The 19,795-nt window shown below is 71.0% G+C and carries 13 protein-coding genes and 3 pseudogenes; 7 read left to right on the forward strand and 9 right to left on the reverse strand.

Translation table 11 applies throughout. From position 1 onward, the window contains the following. Nucleotides 1-51: 51 nt before the first annotated feature. Together IE269_RS37965 and IE269_RS37970 are read right to left on the reverse strand one after the other, a co-directional pair. A complete protein-coding gene (locus tag IE269_RS37965; RefSeq protein WP_189827883.1) occupies nucleotides 52-3,111 on the reverse strand; it encodes an AfsR/SARP family transcriptional regulator in 3,060 nt (1,019 codons plus the stop codon). 431 nt (nucleotides 3,112-3,542) lie between these two features. Next, a pseudogene (locus IE269_RS37970) lies at nucleotides 3,543-4,031 on the reverse strand (metallophosphoesterase); the annotation flags it as partial. Nucleotides 4,032-4,276: 245 nt separating this feature from the next. Between IE269_RS37970 and IE269_RS37975 the strand changes: the two are divergent. Then, complete coding sequence (locus tag IE269_RS37975; protein WP_189827884.1) at nucleotides 4,277-4,510, forward strand: hypothetical protein; 234 nt, start codon at nucleotides 4,277-4,279, stop codon at nucleotides 4,508-4,510. An 861-nt stretch (nucleotides 4,511-5,371) separates the two neighbouring features. On the opposite strand, the gene IE269_RS37980 is transcribed toward IE269_RS37975, so the two are convergent. Beyond that, nucleotides 5,372-5,554, reverse strand: a complete 183-nt coding sequence (locus IE269_RS37980; RefSeq protein WP_189827885.1) for a hypothetical protein — start codon at nucleotides 5,552-5,554, stop codon at nucleotides 5,372-5,374. Between the two features lie 236 nt (nucleotides 5,555-5,790). On the opposite strand from IE269_RS37980, the gene IE269_RS37985 reads away from it, so the two are divergent. Then, entirely contained in the window at nucleotides 5,791-7,131 is a 1,341-nt protein-coding gene (locus tag IE269_RS37985) for a M14 family metallopeptidase (protein WP_189827886.1), read from the forward strand. A gap of 215 nt (nucleotides 7,132-7,346) precedes the next feature. Here the strand turns inward: IE269_RS37985 and IE269_RS37990 are convergent. Together IE269_RS37990 and IE269_RS37995 are read right to left on the reverse strand one after the other, a co-directional pair. Next, nucleotides 7,347-7,523: pseudogene (locus tag IE269_RS37990) on the reverse strand (transposase family protein); the annotation flags it as partial. Nucleotides 7,524-9,468: 1,945 nt separating this feature from the next. Next, the gene (locus IE269_RS37995) at nucleotides 9,469-9,828 is read right to left on the reverse strand and encodes a WhiB family transcriptional regulator (RefSeq protein ID WP_308437004.1); all 360 of its coding nucleotides are present in this window, start codon (nucleotides 9,826-9,828) and stop codon (nucleotides 9,469-9,471) included. Nucleotides 9,829-11,080: 1,252 nt separating this feature from the next. On the opposite strand from IE269_RS37995, the pseudogene IE269_RS38000 reads away from it, so the two are divergent. Continuing rightward, a pseudogene (locus tag IE269_RS38000) lies at nucleotides 11,081-11,269 on the forward strand (helix-turn-helix domain-containing protein); the annotation flags it as partial. Between the two features lie 79 nt (nucleotides 11,270-11,348). Here IE269_RS38000 and IE269_RS38005 read toward each other — a convergent pair. Further along, on the reverse strand, nucleotides 11,349-13,022 hold the full coding sequence (locus tag IE269_RS38005) for a cryptochrome/photolyase family protein (RefSeq protein ID WP_438817658.1): 1,674 nt from the start codon (nucleotides 13,020-13,022) through the stop codon (nucleotides 11,349-11,351). A gap of 297 nt (nucleotides 13,023-13,319) precedes the next feature. Between IE269_RS38005 and IE269_RS38010 the strand changes: the two genes are divergently transcribed. The 3 genes from IE269_RS38010 (at nucleotide 13,320) to IE269_RS38020 (ending at nucleotide 15,184) form a co-directional block, all read left to right on the forward strand. Beyond that, on the forward strand, nucleotides 13,320-13,814 hold the full coding sequence (locus IE269_RS38010) for a hypothetical protein (RefSeq protein WP_189827888.1): 495 nt from the start codon (nucleotides 13,320-13,322) through the stop codon (nucleotides 13,812-13,814). A 251-nt stretch (nucleotides 13,815-14,065) separates the two neighbouring features. Next, nucleotides 14,066-14,749 carry a M15 family metallopeptidase gene (locus IE269_RS38015; RefSeq protein ID WP_229898466.1) on the forward strand — a complete coding sequence of 228 codons (684 nt, stop codon included), beginning with the start codon at nucleotides 14,066-14,068 and terminating at the stop codon, nucleotides 14,747-14,749. 54 nt (nucleotides 14,750-14,803) lie between these two features. After that, nucleotides 14,804-15,184 (forward strand): hypothetical protein, encoded by a 381-nt coding sequence (locus IE269_RS38020; protein WP_189827889.1) that lies wholly within the window; start codon nucleotides 14,804-14,806, stop codon nucleotides 15,182-15,184. An 88-nt stretch (nucleotides 15,185-15,272) separates the two neighbouring features. Here IE269_RS38020 and IE269_RS43490 read toward each other — a convergent pair whose 3' ends face one another. From IE269_RS43490 to IE269_RS38030, 3 genes are all read right to left on the reverse strand, one after another. Next, nucleotides 15,273-15,398, reverse strand: a complete 126-nt coding sequence (locus tag IE269_RS43490; protein WP_268253643.1) for a hypothetical protein — start codon at nucleotides 15,396-15,398, stop codon at nucleotides 15,273-15,275. A 3-nt stretch (nucleotides 15,399-15,401) separates the two neighbouring features. Further along, nucleotides 15,402-15,818, reverse strand: coding sequence for a vitamin K epoxide reductase family protein (locus IE269_RS38025; RefSeq protein ID WP_189827890.1), 417 nt, complete (start codon nucleotides 15,816-15,818; stop codon nucleotides 15,402-15,404). 124 nt (nucleotides 15,819-15,942) lie between these two features. After that, a complete protein-coding gene (locus IE269_RS38030; protein ID WP_189827926.1) occupies nucleotides 15,943-16,653 on the reverse strand; it encodes an oligopeptide:H+ symporter in 711 nt (236 codons plus the stop codon). Nucleotides 16,654-17,383: 730 nt separating this feature from the next. Between IE269_RS38030 and IE269_RS38035 the strand changes: the two genes are divergently transcribed. Continuing rightward, the gene (locus tag IE269_RS38035) at nucleotides 17,384-19,795 is read left to right on the forward strand and encodes a polysaccharide lyase 8 family protein (RefSeq protein ID WP_189827891.1); all 2,412 of its coding nucleotides are present in this window, start codon (nucleotides 17,384-17,386) and stop codon (nucleotides 19,793-19,795) included.

Genomic DNA, 19,795 nt, shown 5'->3' on the forward strand with positions numbered 1-19,795 from the left:
GGGCTCCCCCGTCCCGCCCCGGCCGTCCCTTCCCCCGCCCTGCCCGCCCGGTCAGCCGCGCGCGGCCACCGGCTCCTCCAGCAAGCCCGCCAGTTCCTCGGCCTGCTCCACGTCGGGCAGCCCGAGCAGGGCGAACATGTCGCGGGCCTGCCGGGCCCTGGACAGCGCCGCCGCCGTGTCGCCGGTCTCGGCCAGCGCACGCGCCAACGCCAGCAGGCAGTGCCCGCGCTCCCGCTGCGAGCCCAGCTCCTCGCTCAGCGCCAGCGCCCGCCCCGCCTCCGCCAGCGCCTCGTCGTGGCGTCCCAGGTCCCGCAGGCTGTCGGAGAGCCGGAACCTGGCCTGCGTCTCGCGGCCCCGCAGCCGGGCCGCCGCGCAGACCTCCAGGCAGGCCGTGTAGCTGACGACGGCGTCCGCGTGCCGCCCCAGTTCGTGCAGCGCCATGCCGTGGACGTACCAGGCGTACGACGTGACGTGCGGGTCCTGGCCGCCGCGCAGCCGCTCCAGGGCCCTCTCGCACACGGCCAGCGCGTCGTCGGGCCAGCCGCTGCGCAGCCGGGCCTGGGCGGCGTTGAGTTCGGTGGTGAGTTCACCGGAGCGGTGCCCGAGGCGGCAGGCGATCTCCAGCGCACGTTCGTAGAACTCCGCCGCGTCGGAGAAGCGCCGCTGCCACTGAGCGATCAGACCCCGGTCGTTGAGGATCTGCCGCAGGACGACCTCGTCGCCCGCCCGCGTGCTGGCCTCGGTGGCCAGCCGGGTGTGCATCTCGGCCTCGGTGAGGCGGGTGTGCTGGAGTGCCGCGTTGCCGCATACGAACCGCGCGCGTGCCTCGGCCTGGTCGTCGCGGCACGCCGCCGCCGCGTCGGCCACCTTCCGCGCGGTCATGGCCAGTTGCAGGTACGGGATGTCCTGCCCGAACGGGCTGAGCGCGACCAGCAGGTCGGCCGCGGCGCGCAGCGTCCCCCGGTCGCCCTCCGGGCCCGTACGGGCCGCCAGGGCCGCGGCGTTGACGGCACAGTCGAACTCCTCGGCCACCCAGGCACGGGCCTGCGCGAGCGTGTCGAACCGGGGCCCGGTCCCCGGGCTGCCGCCGAGGATCGCGCCGACGGGGTCGCCCGGCACCATCAGCTGGAAGGCCGCACGGGCCCCGTCCAGCAGGAAGTCCAGGAGCCGCCCCAGTGCGGCGCTCCCGTCGTCGCCGCACTCGCCGGTTCCGGGCTCCCCCGGCACGGCCGCCCCCGCCTCCCCCGATCCGGCGAGCTGGAGTGCGAAGGAGCGCACCAGGTCGTGGTAGCGGTAGTGGCCGGGCAGCGGTGCCTGGAGCATGGCCGCGTCGACCAGCTCCTCCAGCAGCTGCTCGGCGTCGTACGCGTCCATGCCGAGGGCCGCCGCCGCCGCGCCGGTGCCGATGCCCTGCCGGGTCACCGGGGCGAGCAGCCGGAAGGCGCGTGCCTGGGCCCGGGTGAGCTGCCGGTAGCCGAGTTCGAAGACGGCCGCGACGGCCAGGTCGCCCGCCCGCAGCTCGCCGATGCGCAGCCGCTCGTCGGCGAGCCGCGCGGTCATCGTCGCCACCCGCCAGCGCGGCCGGGCCGCGAGCCGGGCCGCCACGATCCGCACGGCGAGCGGGAGGTGCCCGCACAGGGCGACCAGTTCGGCGGCATCCTCGGGTTCCTCGTCGACGCGGGCCGCGCCGACGATCGCCCGCAGCAGGGCGATCGACTCTCCGGTGTCGAACACGTCGAGGTCGCCCCGGACGGTGGTGGAGAGCCCGGCGAGCATCGCGCGGCTGGTGACGATGACGCCACAGTCGGCGGAGCCCGGCAGTAGCGGCCGGATCTGTGCGGGGTCGCGGGCGTTGTCCAGGAGGACCAGGATGCGGCGGCCGTCGAGGGTGGTGCGGAAGAGAAGCGCCCGGTCCTCCGTGGAGGCCGGCAGGGCCTGTCCGGAGACGCCCAGCGCGGTGAGGAAGCTGCCCAGGACCACTCCGGGGTCGGCGGGCTCCAGACCGTTGCCCCGCAGGTCGGCGTAGAGCTGGCCGCCGGGGAACTCCGGTTTGGCCTGGTGTGCGACCTGGAGGGCGAGGGTGCTTTTGCCGATGCCGCCCATGCCGGTGACGGACACCAGGGCGAGGGAGGGGCGGGCCGCGTCGGTGAGGGCCCGGTGGAGGGCCAGGACCTGGCTCTCGCGGCCGGTGAAGTCGGGGATGTCGGCGGGCAGCTGGGCGGGTCTGGTCGCGGCGGGCGCCTTCTCCGAGGGCCCCGCGGCCTTCTCCTGCCCGGCCGGGGCTCCGGCGCCGGCCCCCGCCTCCGGGGCGCCCTGCGCGGGGTCCCGGCCTTCCGTGACGTGTGCCATCAGGAGGGGGTCGTTGGCGAGGATCCGCTCGTGGAGGGCGTTCAGTTCGGGCCCGGGGTCGACGCCGAGTTCCTCGGCCAGTACGCGCCGGGCGCGGCCGAACACCCCGAGCGCGTCGCCCTGGCGCCCCATCGCGTACAGCGCCCGCATCAGGAATCCGTACGGTCGCTCCTGGAGCGGGTGCTCGTGGGTGAAGCCGATGAGGTCCGGGATGACGAGGGCGTGCCGCCCCTCCCTGAGGTCGTGCTCAAAGCGCTCCTCCATCAGCGCGAGCCGCAGTGCGGCCAGCCGGGAGCGCTGCTGCTCCGCGAACGGACCCGGCACTCCGGCCAGCGGCTCGCCGTTCCACAGGGCGAGGGCCTCGGCGAGCAGCCTGCCGCAGTCCGCCTCGCGCCCGGCGGCCCGTGCGCGGGCGGCGTCCGCGGCAAGCTCCTCGGCGTACAGCGCGTCCACCGACCGGGGCGGCACCAGCAGCTGGTAGCCGTCGCGCAGCGAGACGAGCACCTTGGGCGCGGACCGGTCCTCCTCCACGATCCGGCGCAGCCGCCAGGCGTGGGTGCGCAGGCTCGACAGGGCGGACTCCGGTGCGTCCTCGCCCCAGATCGAAGCGAGCAGCTCGTGTGCGGGCAGGGCGCGGCCGGCCCGCAGGAGAAGCGCCACCAGCAGCGCCTGCTGCTGTGGCGATCCGGTGGTCAGGACGCTGCCCTCCCGCACGACCCTTACCGCGCCGAGCACGGCGAACCGGATGCTCTCTTCCCCCATCAGTCCTGTCTTCCTTCCCCACTGGTCCATCCGATCGCGGTGGAGCGCGCCCCCGGTCCGCTCCAGCGTGTACGTCCTGGCCGTCACGCCAGGAAGGGAGACGAGAAGATCGCCGCGGAGGTTACAGCCAACAACCGCCACATTTCCGGCGTGCACGGGCCGCAAGGGCCCTGGAAGATGTCGTTCCAGTTTCCCTACCCGCCGGCGGCGGCCCGCAAGTGTTTCCTCGCGGGGAGGAAACACCCGGCAACGGCGGGCAGTTGGTACCGGGCGCACGGCCGGAGCGGGCCGGGACCGGTGCGCGCCCCCGCCCCGGCCGTGCCCTCCGAGGCTCGCGCACCTGTTCACACAATTGACAAACAACTGTCGTACAACGGCGGAATGGACGGTCGGCCGACGCACGGGTCATCGGCCTGCCCGGCGGCCGGAAGTCAGGGGTGCCCTGTGCGGGGACACTGCTTCGCCCGCGGGGAGCGAAGCACCAGCAGGGTGATCTCGCTGGACGCGAAGACGCGGAAGGGCAGGCCCCAGAAGCCGGTGCCGCGGCTGGCGCAGAGGAAGGTGCGGACGCCGTGGCGGGTGAGTCCCGCGAGGGCGGGCTGGTCGAGGCGGACCAGGTGGTGGAAGGGCCAGATCTGGCCGCCGCGGGTGTGGCCGGAGAGCTGGAAGTAGACGCCACCCGCCGCCTCGCCGACGAACGCGGGCTGGTGGGCCAGGAGCAGGACGGGAAGGTCCGGGTCCGCGCCGTTCAGGGCTCCGGCCAGGTGGGCACGGTGTCCGGGGAGGCCGCAGAACTCGGCGGTGACGTCGTCCACTCCGGCGGACACGAGCATGTCGCCGCCGCGCTCCAGCAGGAGGTGGCGGTTGCGCAGCGGCTCCCAGCCCGGCTCGTCCATCAGGTCGACCCAGCCCTGGGCCTGAACCTTTCCCACCGGATTCCCCCTCAACAAGGCGGGCACCGCAGACCCAAGGCACGGGCGCCGTGCCCCCGCCTGCCCCGGCACATGAGCCGGCCCCGAAGCCCACACCGACCACACCGACCACACCGACCACACCGACCACACCGACCACACCGACCACACCGACCACACCGGACCTGAAACCCCGCCCTGAACCAGCGCCGGATCCCACGTCGCACACCCTGACCCGGATCGGTACCGACACGGTGACCGGCTACACCGGCGAGGTACTGTTCCGGCGGCTGCAGGTGCGCACGACCGCGCCCCGCGTCCTCTTCACCCTCAACGGGCCCACAGGAGTCCGCTTCCCGGGCAACGCCACCGAAACCACCGTGACCACCGCACCGGACGGCACCGCCACCGCACCCCCGCTCGCCGCGGGCACCGCACCCGGCACCTTCCTGGTCAAGGCCACCCTGCCACGGACAGCACCGCTGTGACACTCTTCCGCGGCACCCTCACCACCCAGACCGGCACCCGGCTCGACCTCACTGTCACCGTGCACACCCCACCCCAGGTGCCCTGGCCCCAGGTGTCCTGACGCCCCGTCCCCTGTGTGCCGTCCTCCCCCCGATGCGGGATATAGAGGCATGGTCCCAGTGAGCACCCGCGCCTGACGCTCCCGGGGCCACCCCGAAGACGCGAGACGGCCGCCCGACGGGTTCGGGCCAACGCCCCTTTCCCGACCGGTACTCAGGACCGCGTGGCGATCCCGCCCGTACGCAGACACGGCCCGCTGCCCCATGCCCCTCACCCGGTACTGGTCGCGGGTCTTCCCTGACCCCGGTGGGCGAGCCCCCTGCGCTGCCGGGGCCGCCAGTCCAAGATGCGGAACACGGCCCGCACCGTCTCCCGGGCCGTGGGCAGTTCCTCGCACCCGGGGCTCCCCGCCCTCCTTCCTCCGGACCGTGCGGGACCATCGGTACTGAAGAGACTCCCTTCCCGAAGTAGTTCCCGGTCCTCACGAGCGTGGGCCGACGCCGCCTCTCTCCGCGACCCGCCCTTGCGGGTGCAGGACGCGCAGTAGTCGCCGGTGGCCAGGCTTGTCCGGGTAGACGTGCCGCTTGCAGGACGGGCAGGCCCATCGGAGCGTTTCCAGCCGCGCACGTTCCAGCGCGCGCTTCTGTTGGCGCTGTTGCTCCTCTTGCTCGTGTCGGGCTTCTTCGGCGGTCCTGCGAGCGTCCTGGCGGGCGCCGAAGGCTTCTTGGATATCCAGGTTGGTGAGGTCGTCGGAGAGGGTCTCCCCGGGCTGTGGGTGGCCATAGCGCGTCTTCCCCAGTTGGAATGGGGGGGGGACGCCATCACGTTGCCGCGTACGACGACCGAAGGACGGGCAGGGCCGTACCCCCGAGGCGCCGGCCTGGTGCGGCGAGCGGGTCTGCGACCTGCTCGGCGACAAGCACCTGCATCTCATCGATCTGAGGCACCTCGACCAGGCCGAGCTCCACGAGACCGCCGGGCGGGCCGCCCTCGGCCCTCAGCACCGCACCCACTGCCTGAGAGATGCCCAGCTCACAGTCTTGTGCAACACCCTGCAGAAGGCGCGACGGCAGACGGGGCGCAAGGGGGCGGACGTGGCCGTCGTGCCGGTCAGCACGGTGCACCGGGGTTTGGCCAAACACTGCATTGACCGGGGCATGTCACCCCTTCGATGATGAGCCCGCACCGCACGCACCGCACGCACCGCATCAAGCCCACCCCCCACCCCCGAGGAGACTTCATGCGACTTCGGATACGCGGCAGAAGATCCGCCGCGCTTGCGGCACTTCTCGCGCTCGCCGTGGCGGCACCCCTCACCGCCAACGCCTCACCGGGCCCGGCAGACCAGGCCCCCCGGAAGGCGACCACCACGGACAGCGACGAGATACGCCAGTACGAGATCCCGCTCCGCGACGACCGCGCGGCCCGCACCGCGCTCGCCCGCACCGGCGTCGCCATCGACGAGGTCGACGCCCGCGCGGTGGTCGTTTCAGCCGACCTTCGGGAAGCCGCGGAACTGCGGAAGTTGGGCTACACGCTCAAGGCCCTGGCAGGACCCCCGAAGCGTACGGACGGCCACGCGATCGAGCCCAAGGACTTCCCGCCCGCCGACGCGAGGTACCACAACTACGCCGAGATGAACGCGGAGATCGACCAGCGCATCGCGGCGTACCCGAGCCTGATGACGAAGAAGGTCATCGGCAAGTCGTACTCCGGCAGGGACATCGTCGCCATCAAGATCAGCGACAACGTCGGCACCGACGAGGCCGAGCCGGAAGTCCTCTTCACCCACCACCAGCACGCCCGCGAACACCTGACGGTCGAGATGGCGTTGTACCTCCTGCGCGAACTCGGCGCGGGCTACGGCTCCGACGCGCGCGTCAAGAAGATGGTGGACTCCCGCGAGATCTGGATCGTCCCCGACATGAACCCGGACGGCGGCGAGTACGACATCGCGACCGGCTCCTACCGCAGTTGGCGGTTGAACCGGCAGCCCAACTCGAACGGCCGCACCGGCACCGACCTGAACCGCAACTGGGGCTACAAGTGGGGCTGCTGCGGCGGCTCTTCGGGCACCCCCGGCTCCGAGACCTACCGGGGTACGGCCGCCGAGTCGGCGCCCGAGGTGAAGGTCGTCGCCGACTTCGTGCGCAGCCGCGTCGTCGGCGGCAAGCAGCAGATCAAGGCCGCGATCGACTTCCACACGTACAGCGAACTGGTGCTGTGGCCGTACGGCTACACGTACAACGACACGGCCCCCGGCCTGACCCAGGACGACCGCGACGCGCACGCCGCCGTCGGAAGGAAGATGGCCGCGAGCAACGGCTACACGCCCGAGCAGTCCAGTGACCTCTACATCACGGACGGCACGATCGACGACTGGCTGTGGGGCAACCAGAAAATCTTCAGCTACACCTTCGAGATGTACCCGAAGTCCGCGGGCAGCGGCGGCTTCTACCCGCCCGACGAGGTCATCGAACGGGAGACGTCGAGGAACCGCGACGCGGTGCTGCAACTGCTGGAAAACTCGGACTGCATGTACCGGTCGATCGGCAAGGAACAGCAGTACTGCGTGAGTTGAACGGCACATACGCGCTGAGACACGCGTACTCGACGGCCCCGGGCTCTGCGCGGTCCGGGTCCGTCGTCTGCCACACGTGCCTGGACGTCACCATCCTTGAACCCACCGTCTCCCGCGACGGCCGGAACGTCACCCCAGGTCGACTTCAGGGCTGCGGGCACTTCGTGAACATCGCCTCCGTCGGCGCCTACGAGATCTCTCCCACCCCCGCCGCCGGCCGCCGACTTCGAGACTCCAGAGAGCGGAGCGAGTTGGCGCAGCGTCAGGTTCGTGTGCCAGTAGGCCGCAACGAGCAGGAGACGGTCTTCCAGCGGGAGTCCCCACGACCTGCCGGGACTGCGCCGCGATCGGCCTGCTGCTGCTCGCCCGCCTCGCAGCGCTCGGAGGTTCACCAGCCGATGTGGCCGTGGAGGGGACCGCTCGAGAACAGGTGGTCGGTGGCTTCGTCCGGCCCTGTGGGAGCCGGCAGCACCCCGGCCCGCCCGCCGTGTCGCGCCCCACGCCTGGAGGCACAGCTGCTGCCGTGCATGGCTTCCTTGCGCGACTGCGGTGACGAACGGGGCCGTTTCCTGCACGCCTGTTTTGTCGTTGGGGATGCTGGTGCTTCCCGCAGCGCTACTCCATCAGAAGTCCCCGGGTCCGAAGAAGTGGCGGCCCGGGGACTTTTGGCACCCTCACGCCGGAGGGCGAACGCGTCGCCCTGACGGCCGTCCGGGCGATGTGCGGGGAGTTCACGGGACCAGCCCGCAACGCGTCGGCCCACAGCACCGTTGTACGACAAGGACGCCGTACGCGACGGCGTCGACCGCCCCGGCAGAAATCCTTCGAGACGGGCAGCACGCGAAGGAGCAGTGAGTGGGACGCAAAGGGCGTATGACGGTAGCGCGGCGAGCGGCAGGTGAGGCGCTACGGCGAGCCGACGCGGCCGCACGTCTGGCTGCTGCCAGGAGTGCAGTGCCTCGGCCGCGAGCGGAACCGGCAGCGCACGCTGCGCATGCAGCCGCAACTGACACGGAGTCGGCATGCGCCCCGGCATGCACGGAATGCGCGGCAGCGGCCGAGCAGTTCCGGGCAGTTCGTGAACAGTCCCTTGCCCAGCTGCCTCGCCTTGATCAGCCTGAGCGGTACCGACACGCCACCGTGGCAGACAAACAGGTTCTTCACACGGTGTCATGCAACGAGATCACGGCAGCCCTCGCGCCGATGCGAGCCGGTTCGCCGGTGCCGGATGGGGCGTTGGGTCGCTTCGCCCACGACGGCGACACCTCCGGGTGGTCGACTCAGGTACGTGTCCTGGACCAGGTGGAGACAGAGGCGTGGCTGCGCGAGCGAACTGGTCCGCGCGGTGGTCTGCGGTACCGCCTGTGCCGTCGGTGCGCTCCCCTACTCTGACCGCGACGCGCCCAGGGTGCCGTACTGTCACACCCCAGGTGACCGGCGCGCCAAGGCGTGTTCCGTGTGTCTGAAAGGCTGTGGGGCCGCGGAGACCTGGACGCCGGGCCGCTGTCGTGCTGCTGGAGAAGGTGCAGTGGCCTCGCCCGCCTTCGCCCGCAGGCCCATGCGGCGGTGGCTGGGGTGCCACGCCCGCATGGCCGCGTGCGCGGGCAAGGGACGGAAGCGACGGAAGTCTGCAACTGCTGAGGTGGGGGGCGTTCCACGCTTCGCCGTCTGCTCAACGGTGGGCACCGGCGACCAGGACAGGCAACCGCCGCCGGCACCGGGAGAAGGCGCTGCACGTCGATGACGCGGAGCCAGCAGGGATACATCAGAGGCGTTCGTGCTCCTGCACGCCCCCGCGATTACACGCAAGAGCCGGCGTACGCAACTACTTCGGGCAGCCTCTGCCGCAGGGCGGGAGGGTGCGGGACATGCCTGGTTGGCGTTCGTTCAGGTGCTTGCTTGCGTGGCGGCCTGTCAGCCAGGACAGGCGCCACCTCGATGCGCGGCCTTGGGGAGTGGGTCGGGCAGACCCCGGCGTCGGCTCGGGTTCGGAGATCGTTTGCCGCGCCCCTCACTCCCTCTCCGTACACCCGACTGTCCGGTCCGAAGCCCGGATTCGGCGATCTCAGCGATCTGCTCAACCGCCGGGCCCTGGCCGCCCCCGTGCAGAGCTCGCTGCCTGGTGACCTGGTCTTCCACTCAGGCGCCGGTCGGTACGCATCAGGGCCGCCGGTCATCGCTCATGAAGGGCACGGCGGCGTCTTCCCTGTCGGCTCTCCCGGGATCCCCCTGCACCTGGAGGGTCCTGGACCTTGGCCCGGTCGCCGCCCCGCCGTCGTCCGTACGACGTTCCTCGACCAGAGCTCCAGGCCACCCCGACGGCCTGGAGCGGGCAACTCATGCGGACCACCGCATCGGCTCGCTGGTGATCAAGTGGGTCCGCTCGTCCGTCGTGCTTTCACCGGCGTCGGCACTTCGCTCGTATTCGGCACGCGCGGTTTCGAGGAGCCTTCGCCAGGAGGTCACCAGTGGGCGGCGGCGCAACAAGGCCCGCCTTTCGCGTTCCGTCATACCGCCCCAGATGCCATGCTCGATCCGGTTGTCCAGGGCGTGTGCGAGGCATGTCGCGTGTACCGGGCATCCGGAGCAGAATGCCTTCGCCCGGTTCTGGGCGGCGCCTTCGACGAACAACTCGTCCGGGCCGACCGTCCGGCACTTGCCTCGCACGATCCAGTGCTCATCTTCGGCTTCAGCCACTGCATCTCACCTTCCCGGTCTGACGGGTCCTGCCCATGCGGACATCAACTGCACCGAAAGTACGGCAGTTTCACATCTGATCAAGGTGGCGGAGAGTCCGGCTCCGCTTGCGTGGCTGAAACTCTGCACAGCAGCCGTCGTGGGCCCGACCGGTATCGGCGGTCTGCTTCCCGAGTCGAGCGCACCGGCTCCTCGCGGACAGAAGATGATCTCCGCGGAGGGGCAACGACGGGCGTGATCGGCTTTGGCCGGGCAGTCATCGGCAACCCTGCCGGACCGTGCGGGGGCGTCGGGGACGGAGGGTTCGCCGGTCTCACCGGGCAAGAGATCCAGGCACAGATGCGCCGAGTTCCTCGTGCTCGCGTACGACGTGTTCGCGTACGACTCGACGGCCACTGCTCTGCTCCCCGGGCCCCCACCCCGGGAGCTGGACTGGTTTATGACATCTCGACGCCTGGCCGGCCGCACCATCGTCTGGGGGCATGTGACCAGGGGCATGCGAACCGTCTGGAGGTTCCTCTCCATCGAGCCGCGAGCCGGGGCGGGGCGGGAACCACGGATACCCGGACGCCTCGGCACTGTGCCGATGTCACGCGGTCCTGCCCGCTCGCGAAATCGACGGTCTCCCGTGGAGAAAGCACCAGACGGCGACCGGTGCCCTCAGTGAGGCGCTCCGCATGCCTGTACGGATCTCGTTGCAGCGCATGGACACGGCTGCACTGGCACATGCGGTCGTCCAACTGACCCGTCGTCACACAGGCGTTGCAGCGCGACTGGTGGAGTGTTCCGATGGTCTCTGCGGAGCCTGTGTGCGTGCGAACGGAGTTCCTCGTACCGGAAGCCGGCCGCGGATGAAACAGACGTGGAGACGCGTTGACCGCGGCACCGACGGACGGGTGCGGGGGGGCCGGGTAGGGCACCGGAGAGTGAGAGAAGCCGTCTCGTGGGGCAGCTGCCGGACACGTTGCAGCTCGCGGCAGCAGTTCCCTCGGCCCCCGGCACGGCTCGTGCCCGGTTTCTCAGGTCCTCGCCGCCCGCGCCCGCGCCCGTGCCCGGTCGCACGGGGGATACGGGGGATCTCGTACCGAGGAGCCCTCGGCTCAGCCGCAGCATCTGGCTCGGGCTGGTGTGGGGCATGTACGCCTCCCCGATGGCGTTTCCGATCGCGGGCAGTTGCACCGGGTCCGGATAGCACATGTACAGCGGCCGGTGGGACGTCTGGAACTTGGCCTTGAACGCCAGCAGCGATGGGCTCACCGAGTACCGCATGGACGAGGCCCGGACCCTGCTGGCCGACACCGACCTCAGCATCGCCCAGATCAGCAGGTCAGCCGGCTGTGCGGAAGCCTTCGGCTTCAGCGCAGCGTTCAAACGCCACAAGGGCATGAGCCCCAGCTCGTACCGTGCCAAAGCGGCCCGAGCAGCAGCCCCGGGATCGTAGTCCGGTCGTCCCGACGCCCCCGGTGAGGGGGTCGTCGGACGGATGGGCGGTCGTCGTTCGACAGCCTTCCGTTTCTCCGTCAGTCGCGGCGCTCGCGTTCCTGCTCCAGCAGCGCGTCGAGGTCGCTCAGCCGGTCCAGGCCCCGCACCGCCTGCGCCATCCGGGCGTTGCGCTCGAACCGCTCACGATGGCGGTGCAAAAGGTTCCAGTACCCGGCGGTGAACGGACAGGCCTCCTCGCCCACCCGCACGGTCGGCCTGTACCGACAGGAGCCGCAGAAATCGCTCATCCGGTCGATGTACGCACCACCCGAGGTGTACGGCTTGGTGGTCATGCGGCCGCCGTCGGCGTACTGCGACATGCCCACCACATTCGGGACCATGACCCAGTCGTAGCCGTCGACGAAGCTCCGGTGGAACCAGTCGGTGACCGCCCCCGGTTCCCATCCGCGCTGCAGCGCGAAGCTCCCCAGAATCATCAGACGCGGGATGTGGTGGGTCCAGCCCGTCGAGCGGACCTGATCCAGGGTGCTGGAGAGGCAGTGGGCACCGTCCGCTCCGGGAGACAGGTCGCTGAACCATCCGGGAAGGGCTCCGTGGTGGCGCAGAACGTTGCTCGCGCGGTACTGCTCCTCGAAGTACCAGTAGACGTGCCAGACGTACTCGCGCCACCCTGCGATCTGCCGGACGAAACCCTCGACGCTGTTGAGCGGCGCCTCTCCCGACCGCCAGCGCGCCTCGGCCCGTTCGACACACTCTCCGGGATCGAGGAGGCCCAGGTTGAGGGGGGCGGAGAGCAGACTGTGGCTCATCGTCGAGTCCTGGGAGAGCACGGCGTCCTCATGTGCGCCGAAGGTGGCGAGCCGGTGTTCCAGGAAGCGGGTCAGGGCGGCGAGTGCCTCACGGCGGGTGGCCGGGAAGGCGCGAGGTGCGTCCTCGCCGACGAACGCGACGTCGCCGTCGCGCTCCCACCGGTCGAGGTCGGCACGGACCTCGGCGTCGATGTCGCTCTCGCGGGGCCGGTAGGGGGCGGGGACCCCGAGGGAGGTGGCACCGCGCGGCGGTGGCTGCCGGTTGTCGTGGTCCAGGTTCCACCGCCCGCCGGCCGGGCGGTCGCCCTCCATGAGGACATCGTGCGTCTGCCGGACCCACCGGTAGAAGTCCTCCTGGCGAAGGCTCTTCGTGCCGCGGCCGTCCGCCCAGGAGCGGAACTCGTCGTGCGTCACGAGGAACCCGCGTGCGGGCAGCACCTGCACGGAGGGCAGGTCGCGTACGAGAGCGAGGGCCGCGTGGGAGGTGGGGTGGCGCACGGTCACCCGGGCGTCCCCCACCGCTTCCCGCAGGCCCTCACGGTACGTGTCCGCCTTGACGTACCGCACCCGGCTGCCCAGTTCGGCGGCCCGGTGCCGCATCGCCGAGAGCACCAGATGCGCCTTGGCCCGGTGAAATCGCCGCCGCCGGAAGACGCTCCTGGACTCGATCATCAGCAGGGGCGCGTCCCGGTGCGGGCCGCCCCGCGCCGGATCGAGGAAGTGCGGGCCCAATTGGTCGCCGAACAGCCAGTGGGGTACGGGGGACTCTTCGCCGGTGATCTCGCACGCTCCCTGGACTGCCTGTTGCCCGGTCGTCCCGCGCCCCGGCCCGGCGGGCGGCTCTTCGGCCGGGCCCGCCGCCCGGTGGGCGCGTTCGCACCGATCAAAGCGCACCGGCGTCACGGCCGTGCGCGGCACACGCCGGGCCCAGCGAACCCGCATGAATGTCCACGGGCCCTGGATGCGGCCACCGGGAAGTACCGGCCACCGGCGCGGGCAGAGCCTCCCCGTAGGGTCCGTGGGGCACCCGGTGTCGACCACGGACCACACCCAGGGAGGAGTTCCATGCCCACTCGGCACCTGAAGACGCACAGCGGAGAGCCCCGTTGCCCGGCACACCGCTCCACAGCCTCCCTCACCGTGCTCACTGCGGTACTGCTGTGTCTCGCTCCCGGTCTGACCAGGTCAGCGGCACCAGCCACAGCTCTGCCTGCCGACTCCGGAGAAGGCAGCATCGCGGTGGCTCCGCTCACCCTGAGAGGCGAGGTCGGCCAGGTCATCGAGGTCGAGATTCCCGACCCCGTCGTTCCCGGCGGCCCTCCCGCTCCCACGGCCTATCCGCCGGGGGCGGAAGGAGGCGGGGTCCGGGAACAGATCCTCACCATCCCCGACGGATTCAGCTACGTGCCCTACCGGCCCGAGGACGGCCAGACCGACTCCGGTTACTGTTCGCCGCCCGTGCTGCCGAGGGAAGACATCAGCAGATGCCCTGCCTTCGTCGAGGTCTACGGAACCGTCGTCCGGCTCCGCATCGAGAAGAAGATCGCGGGCGCCACCGGCTGGCTGGCGCTCGCCGACGTGCCCACCGAGGCCAGTCACGCAACGCCCGTCGACATCCGGATACCGGGCCCGTACGTCCCCTCCCTCGGCGACTCTCTCCGCCTGGCCGCGGGAGGATCACTGCTCGCAGTCGGCCTGCTGCGCCGACAGCACCGCAGACGACAGATCCCCTGAGAGCACACGGGCCGGACCTCCGTCGGCGGGACACGGCACCCCGGCCCCCGACATCGTCGCCGAGCGCGCGAACCTGCCCGGGCGGGCATCACCCACCACAAGGACGAACTGCCCACCAACGTCCCCCGGACCGGTGGCGCCGCCCGGACCCGGGGTGCCCCGCAGTACACGCTGAGCCGAACGGCGTCTGCCGCGCACGGCACATCGTGTCCAAGACTCCGTGATGATCATCTTGCCTTTACGTTGCGCTGGTGAAGATCAGACTGCGCCTCGTCGCCCTGGCACTGCCGCTCGCGCTCATGGCCACCGTGCCCGCGGCGGGAACCTCCTCGGCGGCCCGGCCGCATGACGCCCGATCCGCCGCGGCCCCCTCGCTCAACCTGGTGGTCTCCGCCGTGCCGTCGGCCAAGCTGCGATTCACCCACCGCCCCGGATGCCCGGTACCCGCACGGGACCTGCGACTGCTGAGCATGAACCACTGGGGCTTCGACGGGCGCCTGCACCGCGGGGAACTCATCGTCCACCGACGCGTCGTCAAGGACGTCACCCACGTGTTCGGCGCGATGTTCCACGCCCGCTTCCCCATCCGCAAGATGCGGGTCATGGCCGCATACCGCGGCAACGACGAAGCCGCCATGGCCGACGACAACACGTCCGCCTTCAACTGCCGCCGCGTCACCGGCAATCCCGCCAAGCTCTCCCGCCACTCCTACGGCGACGCCCTCGACATCAACACCGTCGAAAACCCCTACGTCGACGCCTACGGTACGGTCCACCCCGCCGCCGGACGCCGCCACCTGCGCCGCGACCGTCCCGTGAAGGGAATGATCCGGCGCGGCGACGCGGTCACCACCGCGATGGCACGCGTCGGCTGGTACTGGGGCGGCCGCTGGAACCACCCCGACTACCAGCACTTCTCCGCCAACGGCCAGTAGGTGAAAGGTCCTTTCCCCGGAGGCTGTCGCCCCTCTCCCTGTCAGGAGTCCCTCGTGTCGAACCCTGTGGCGCTGCCCTCCCCTCAGAAGCTGTACGACCTGTTCGCTCCCCTCTACCCGCTGGTCGACGAACGAGAGGCCATGGCGGAAATCGCCAGTCGGCTGCGCACCGCCACCGACCCCGATCAGCTCGCCGAACGCGACCGGGCGGGCAATCGTATGGCCGACCTCGACTACGAAATCCACGACCGCACCGCCCGGGCACTGGACCGGATCGGCCTGGAGGGCCCGGCCGCCGCGCTCGGCGCACTCCTTGAGGAGTTCCACGACGACGTGGCCGCCGCCTACAAGGCCCAACAACTCCGCGAGCACATCACGGAAGGCTTCACCACTCACGCTCCCTTCGACGTCCGCACCGTTCGCAGTACGGAATGACGTGCCGGGAAGCCGCCCCGTCCCGCTGTTGAGCAGCGCCACAGCGGCAGCGGCCGGGACGGTGACGGGCGGGGTGAGGGCACCGTGCTCAGAAGAGGCGTGCGCCGAAGTGCGTGAGGATCAGGATCACCACGACCCCGTACAGCACGAGCGGCACCAGCCAGTGCGGAAGCGACCGCAGCGCACGTGGCAGTGGCAGGACGTGTCGGCTCACGTATCAGAAGAGGGGGATGACGACCGCCCAGATCAGCATGCACCAGGGGCAGAGGGCACCGAGGACGTACAGGCACTGCGTGATGAGCCAGAGGACGAAACCGAAGGCCGCCGTGACCCCTGCCTGGAGGAGCAGCCACACGGAGCGGGGGAGCACGCCGCCCGCGCCGAGGACCAGTCCCAACGCGGCGAGGGCCGCGAATCCGGCGACGCCCAGAAGCATGTTGGGGAACCCGAGGAGGTTTCCCTGCCAGCTGTCCATCACGTCGCCGCAGCTCAGTACGGAGTTGATGTCGCAGCCCGGGGCGAAGGCGGGATCGGCGAGGGTCCTCACCCGGTCGTACATGAGGACCGCGGAGGCCAGCGTGCCGAGAAACCCGCAGATGAGAAGAAGGAGACCCAGACGGCGCGAGTTCGGCATTCCGCCGACGTCGGTTGCCCCGCGTCGCGTGCGCACGGGCCGGTGGACCCGTGTGCAGGGGGCACAGCGACCGAGTCGCTCGTCACCGGCTGCCGGGGCGGAAGCGCAGGAGTGCCGCATCCGCTCACGCCCCGATCAGCGCGCGCACCCGGGGGGTCGCCACGGCCATGGCGAGTCCGGCCAGGACCGCTGCGGCTCCGAGGCCCAGGTAGAGCGGCGCGCCGCTGAGGTGCGAGGCGATCTGGCCGCCGATGACGTCTCCGGTGGAGACGGTGAGGAAGAAAAGCCCGGCGAGCTGGGCGCCCATTCCCGGCGGTGCCAGTTTGTGACTGAGCGACAGGCCGGTGGGGCTCAGGAAGAGCTCGCCCAGGGTCTGCAACAGGTAGAGGCCCACGATCCACAGCAGCGACACCCGCGTGTCGCCGTCCGCCCTGGCGGCCGCCAGGGACAGCAGCAGGAAGGAGGCTCCGCACAGGACGAGTCCGGCGGCGAACTTCGCCGGGGCCGAGACCTCCACGCGCCGCCACACCGCCGCCATCACCCCGGCGAAGAGCACGATCATGATCGGGTTGAGCACTGCCTGCCAGGTCGAGGGCATGCCGAGCATGTCGACGTGGGCGTCGGCGAAGAGCTGCACGCTGGACGCGGCCTGGTCGAAGATGCACCAGAAGAAGACGGCGGCGACGAACAGCCACGCATAGGCGCGGATCCCCCGCGCGGGCCCGCGTGTCCAGGTCGCGCAGGCGGAACAGCTTGACGAAGTAGGCGACCGGAACCGCCAGCGCGAGGACGGCGAAGGCGCCGAGCACGCGAGGGAGGGTGAGAACGCCGGCAGCTCCGGCCAGCCCCGCCGCGAGGACGGCCGGGCCCACGGTCAGCGCCGTCAGTCGCAGGACCCTGTTCCGCTCGTCGGCGGTCAGGGGGTGGCCCGGCCGGTCGTCGACGCCGCGCAGCGAGCCGCTGGAGGCGAAGACCACCAGACTGACGGCCATCGCCACGGCCGCCGCTCCGAAGGCGAGGCCCCAGCTCACCGGCGACGCTTCCCGGCTCCCGCCTACGATCCGGCCACCCACCGCTTCCGCCAGGACCGCTGACCGCACCGCACCTGACGACCGGTCAAGGCGTTCGCCACCGTCTTCCCCGCCCCCCCCCTGCGGACTGTTCCGGGAACACGCCGCCTGACGGCTGCGTCCTCGTGCCCGCCCCCTTCTGCTCTCTCCCTCGCGCTGCTTGCCCGTGGTGGCGGCGCCTTCACGTGGTTGCCGCTGCGGCCAAGCCGCTCCCGGGCGGGCCGGGCCCGTACGTCCCGGGCTCCTGTCCGCCCGACGGGAACCGCCCACGGCGCCACCGTCTTCACCGGGGACGGCGCCACCGTAGCCCCGACGACTGGTGTTTCTTGGAACGTTTCGATCAATCGATCAAATAAGAGAGAACAGAACAACACATTGACGCGTCCGGCAATTGCATGAAAGAAATCGCACAACCACGCGCGGTTCCAGGTTTCACGACAGCCCCTTTCCCCCGAGGTGCCTTCGCTCATGCTTCCTGCCGTCTCCGCTTCCCCGATGTCCCGCCGCGGTCTGCTGCGCGCCGCCGCTGTCGGCGCCGCCCTTGCCGTCGGCCCCCTGGGCACCCCGCCCGCCGCATCGGCAGCAGCCGCCGACGTACCGGGCGCACTCGTCCCCAAGTGGCGTGCCCTGATTCTCGGTTCGGGCTTCACTCCGACCGCCGAACCTTTCGCCTCCCGGCTTGCCGCACTCGGCGCCACCGCGCGCGACCTGCGTTCCGCCATGGCCCGCGCGACCGGTTCGCTCTGGCCCGATCTGCCCTTCGCCGACCCGGACCCGGACACGGATCCGGAGTCGTACACGTACTCGGGCAATCTCCAGACCAGCTACTCCAGGCTGCGCACCCTCGCCGAGGCCCATGCCCAGCCCGGCACCGGTCTCACCGGCGACACCGGCCTGCGCGACGACATCCTGGCAGGCCTCGACCACCTCCACGACGAGGTCTACCACGCGGGGCAGACCCGGTACGGCAACTGGTACAGCTGGCAGATCGGCGCCCCGCAGGCACTGCTCGACATCGACGTCCTGCTCCACGAGCACCTCGGTGCCGACCGCATCGCACAACACTGTGCCGCCGTCGACCACTTCGTACCCGACAGCGCTGTCGCGCAGTACACCGGCACGTCCACCGGCGCCAACCGCGTCGATCTGTGTCGCGTGCTGGCCCTGCGCGGAGTCGTCGGCTCCTCGGCCGCCAAGCTCGCGCTCGCACGTGACGCGCTCTCTCCGGTCTTTCCGTACGTCACGAACGGGGACGGGCTGTACGCCGACGGCAGCTTCGTCCAGCACACCTGGGTCCCGTACGCGGGATCGTACGGATCGGTGATGCTCGGCGGACTGTCACTGCTGTTCGCGCTTCTCGAAGGGTCGGCGTGGGAGGTGAAGGACGGCAACCGGCAGATCGTCTTCGACTCGGTGGACAAGGCGTACGCACCGTTCCTCTTCAACGGGCTGGCCATGGACGCCGTCTCCGGAAGGGCCGTGAGCCGTGGTGCGAAGGCGGCCGTCGGCGGTGTCCGCCAGGACGACCAGCTCCGCGGCCAGTCGATCCTCGCGTGCATCGCGCTGCTGGCCCGCAGCGCTTCCGCCGCGGAGCAGAGCCGCTGGCGCGGCATGGTCAAGGGCTGGATCTCCCGTCAGTACTACACCCCGGCCCTCACCGCGCCCGGGCTGGGCATAGCCGCCCTCGCCCGCCTGGCCGAGGTGGCCGCCGGCGATGCCACGGCGATCCCGGAACCGGTCGGCCACCGGCTCTTCCCGGGCATGGACCGGGCCGTGCACCGGAGCGCGGGCTGGGCGGCCTGCCTCTCCATGGCCTCCCGGCGGATCACGTACTACGAGAACGGCAACGGCGAGAACCTGCGCGGCTGGCACAGTGGTTCCGGAATGCTCTACTGGTGGGGGGACGACTTCGCCAACGGCCAGTACAGCGACGACTTCTGGGCGACGGTGGACCCCTACCGCCTGCCCGGCACCACCGCTTCCCGCAAGCCGCTCGCCGATGCCGAAGGCGGCGCCTGGGGAGCGGCCAGGCCCGACGTCCGCTGGGTCGGCGGAACGACCGACGGCACGTACGCCTCCGTCGGCCAGTACCTCAAGGGGCTGTCCTCCACTCTGCTCGCCAAGAAGTCCTGGTTCCTGCTCGACGACACGGTCGTCTGCCTGGGAGCAGGCATCCACGCGCGTGACGGCGCGACCGTCGAATCGGTGGTGGAGAACCGCAACCTGGGGCTGGCCGGCGTCCATGCCTTCACCGTCGACGGCCGGGCCCAGCCCGGCGGGCTCGGTTGGAGCGCCCCTCTCGGCGGGGCGCGGTGGGCCCATCTGGCGGGGCATGCGGGTTACGTCTTCCCCGGCGGGGCACCTGCCTCGCTCAAGGCTCTGCGCCATGCGCGTACCGGCGCGTGGTCGGACATCAACCAGGGCGCTTCCCCCGACCCCATCACCCGGCGCTACCTCGCCCTCTGGTTCGACCACGGCACGGCCCCCGCCGGGGACACGTACGCCTACCTGCTGATGCCCGGTGCGAGCCCGGCGCAGACGGCGGCTCGCGCCGCGGACAACGGATGGCTGAGCCTCCTCGCCAACACCGACGACCACCAGGGTGTACGCGTGCCGTCGCGCGGATTCACCGGAGTCAACTTCTGGAACCCGGGCAGCGTGGGCGGCATCACCGTCGGCGCCCCGGCCTCGGTGACGATCCGTGAGGCGGAACGGACGGCCACGGTCTGCGTGTCCGGTCCCCTGCGCGACGGCGCCACCATCGACCTCACGTGGGACCGCCCCGTCTCCGCCGTCGTTTCCCTGGACCCGACGGTGCAACTGGTCGCTGCGGGAGCCACCCTGAAACTGCGGATCTCCCCGGGAAAACTGGGTGCCGTCCACACCGCGGTGGTCAGGCCGGGCTGA

The organism is Streptomyces spiroverticillatus (assembly GCA_014650415.1).
GTDB lineage: Bacteria > Actinomycetota > Actinomycetes > Streptomycetales > Streptomycetaceae > Streptomyces > Streptomyces spiroverticillatus.

Coding starts and splice junctions, on each gene's coding strand:
- IE269_RS38005 (WP_438817658.1), bottom strand. CDS start 13,022: ATGCGGGTTCGCTGGGCCCGGCGTGTGCCGCGCACGGCCGTGACGCCG.
- IE269_RS37965 (WP_189827883.1), bottom strand. CDS start 3,111: ATGGGGGAAGAGAGCATCCGGTTCGCCGTGCTCGGCGCGGTAAGGGTC.
- IE269_RS37985 (WP_189827886.1), top strand. CDS start 5,791: ATGCGACTTCGGATACGCGGCAGAAGATCCGCCGCGCTTGCGGCACTT.
- IE269_RS38035 (WP_189827891.1), top strand. CDS start 17,384: ATGTCCCGCCGCGGTCTGCTGCGCGCCGCCGCTGTCGGCGCCGCCCTT.
- IE269_RS38025 (WP_189827890.1), bottom strand. CDS start 15,818: ATGCCGAACTCGCGCCGTCTGGGTCTCCTTCTTCTCATCTGCGGGTTT.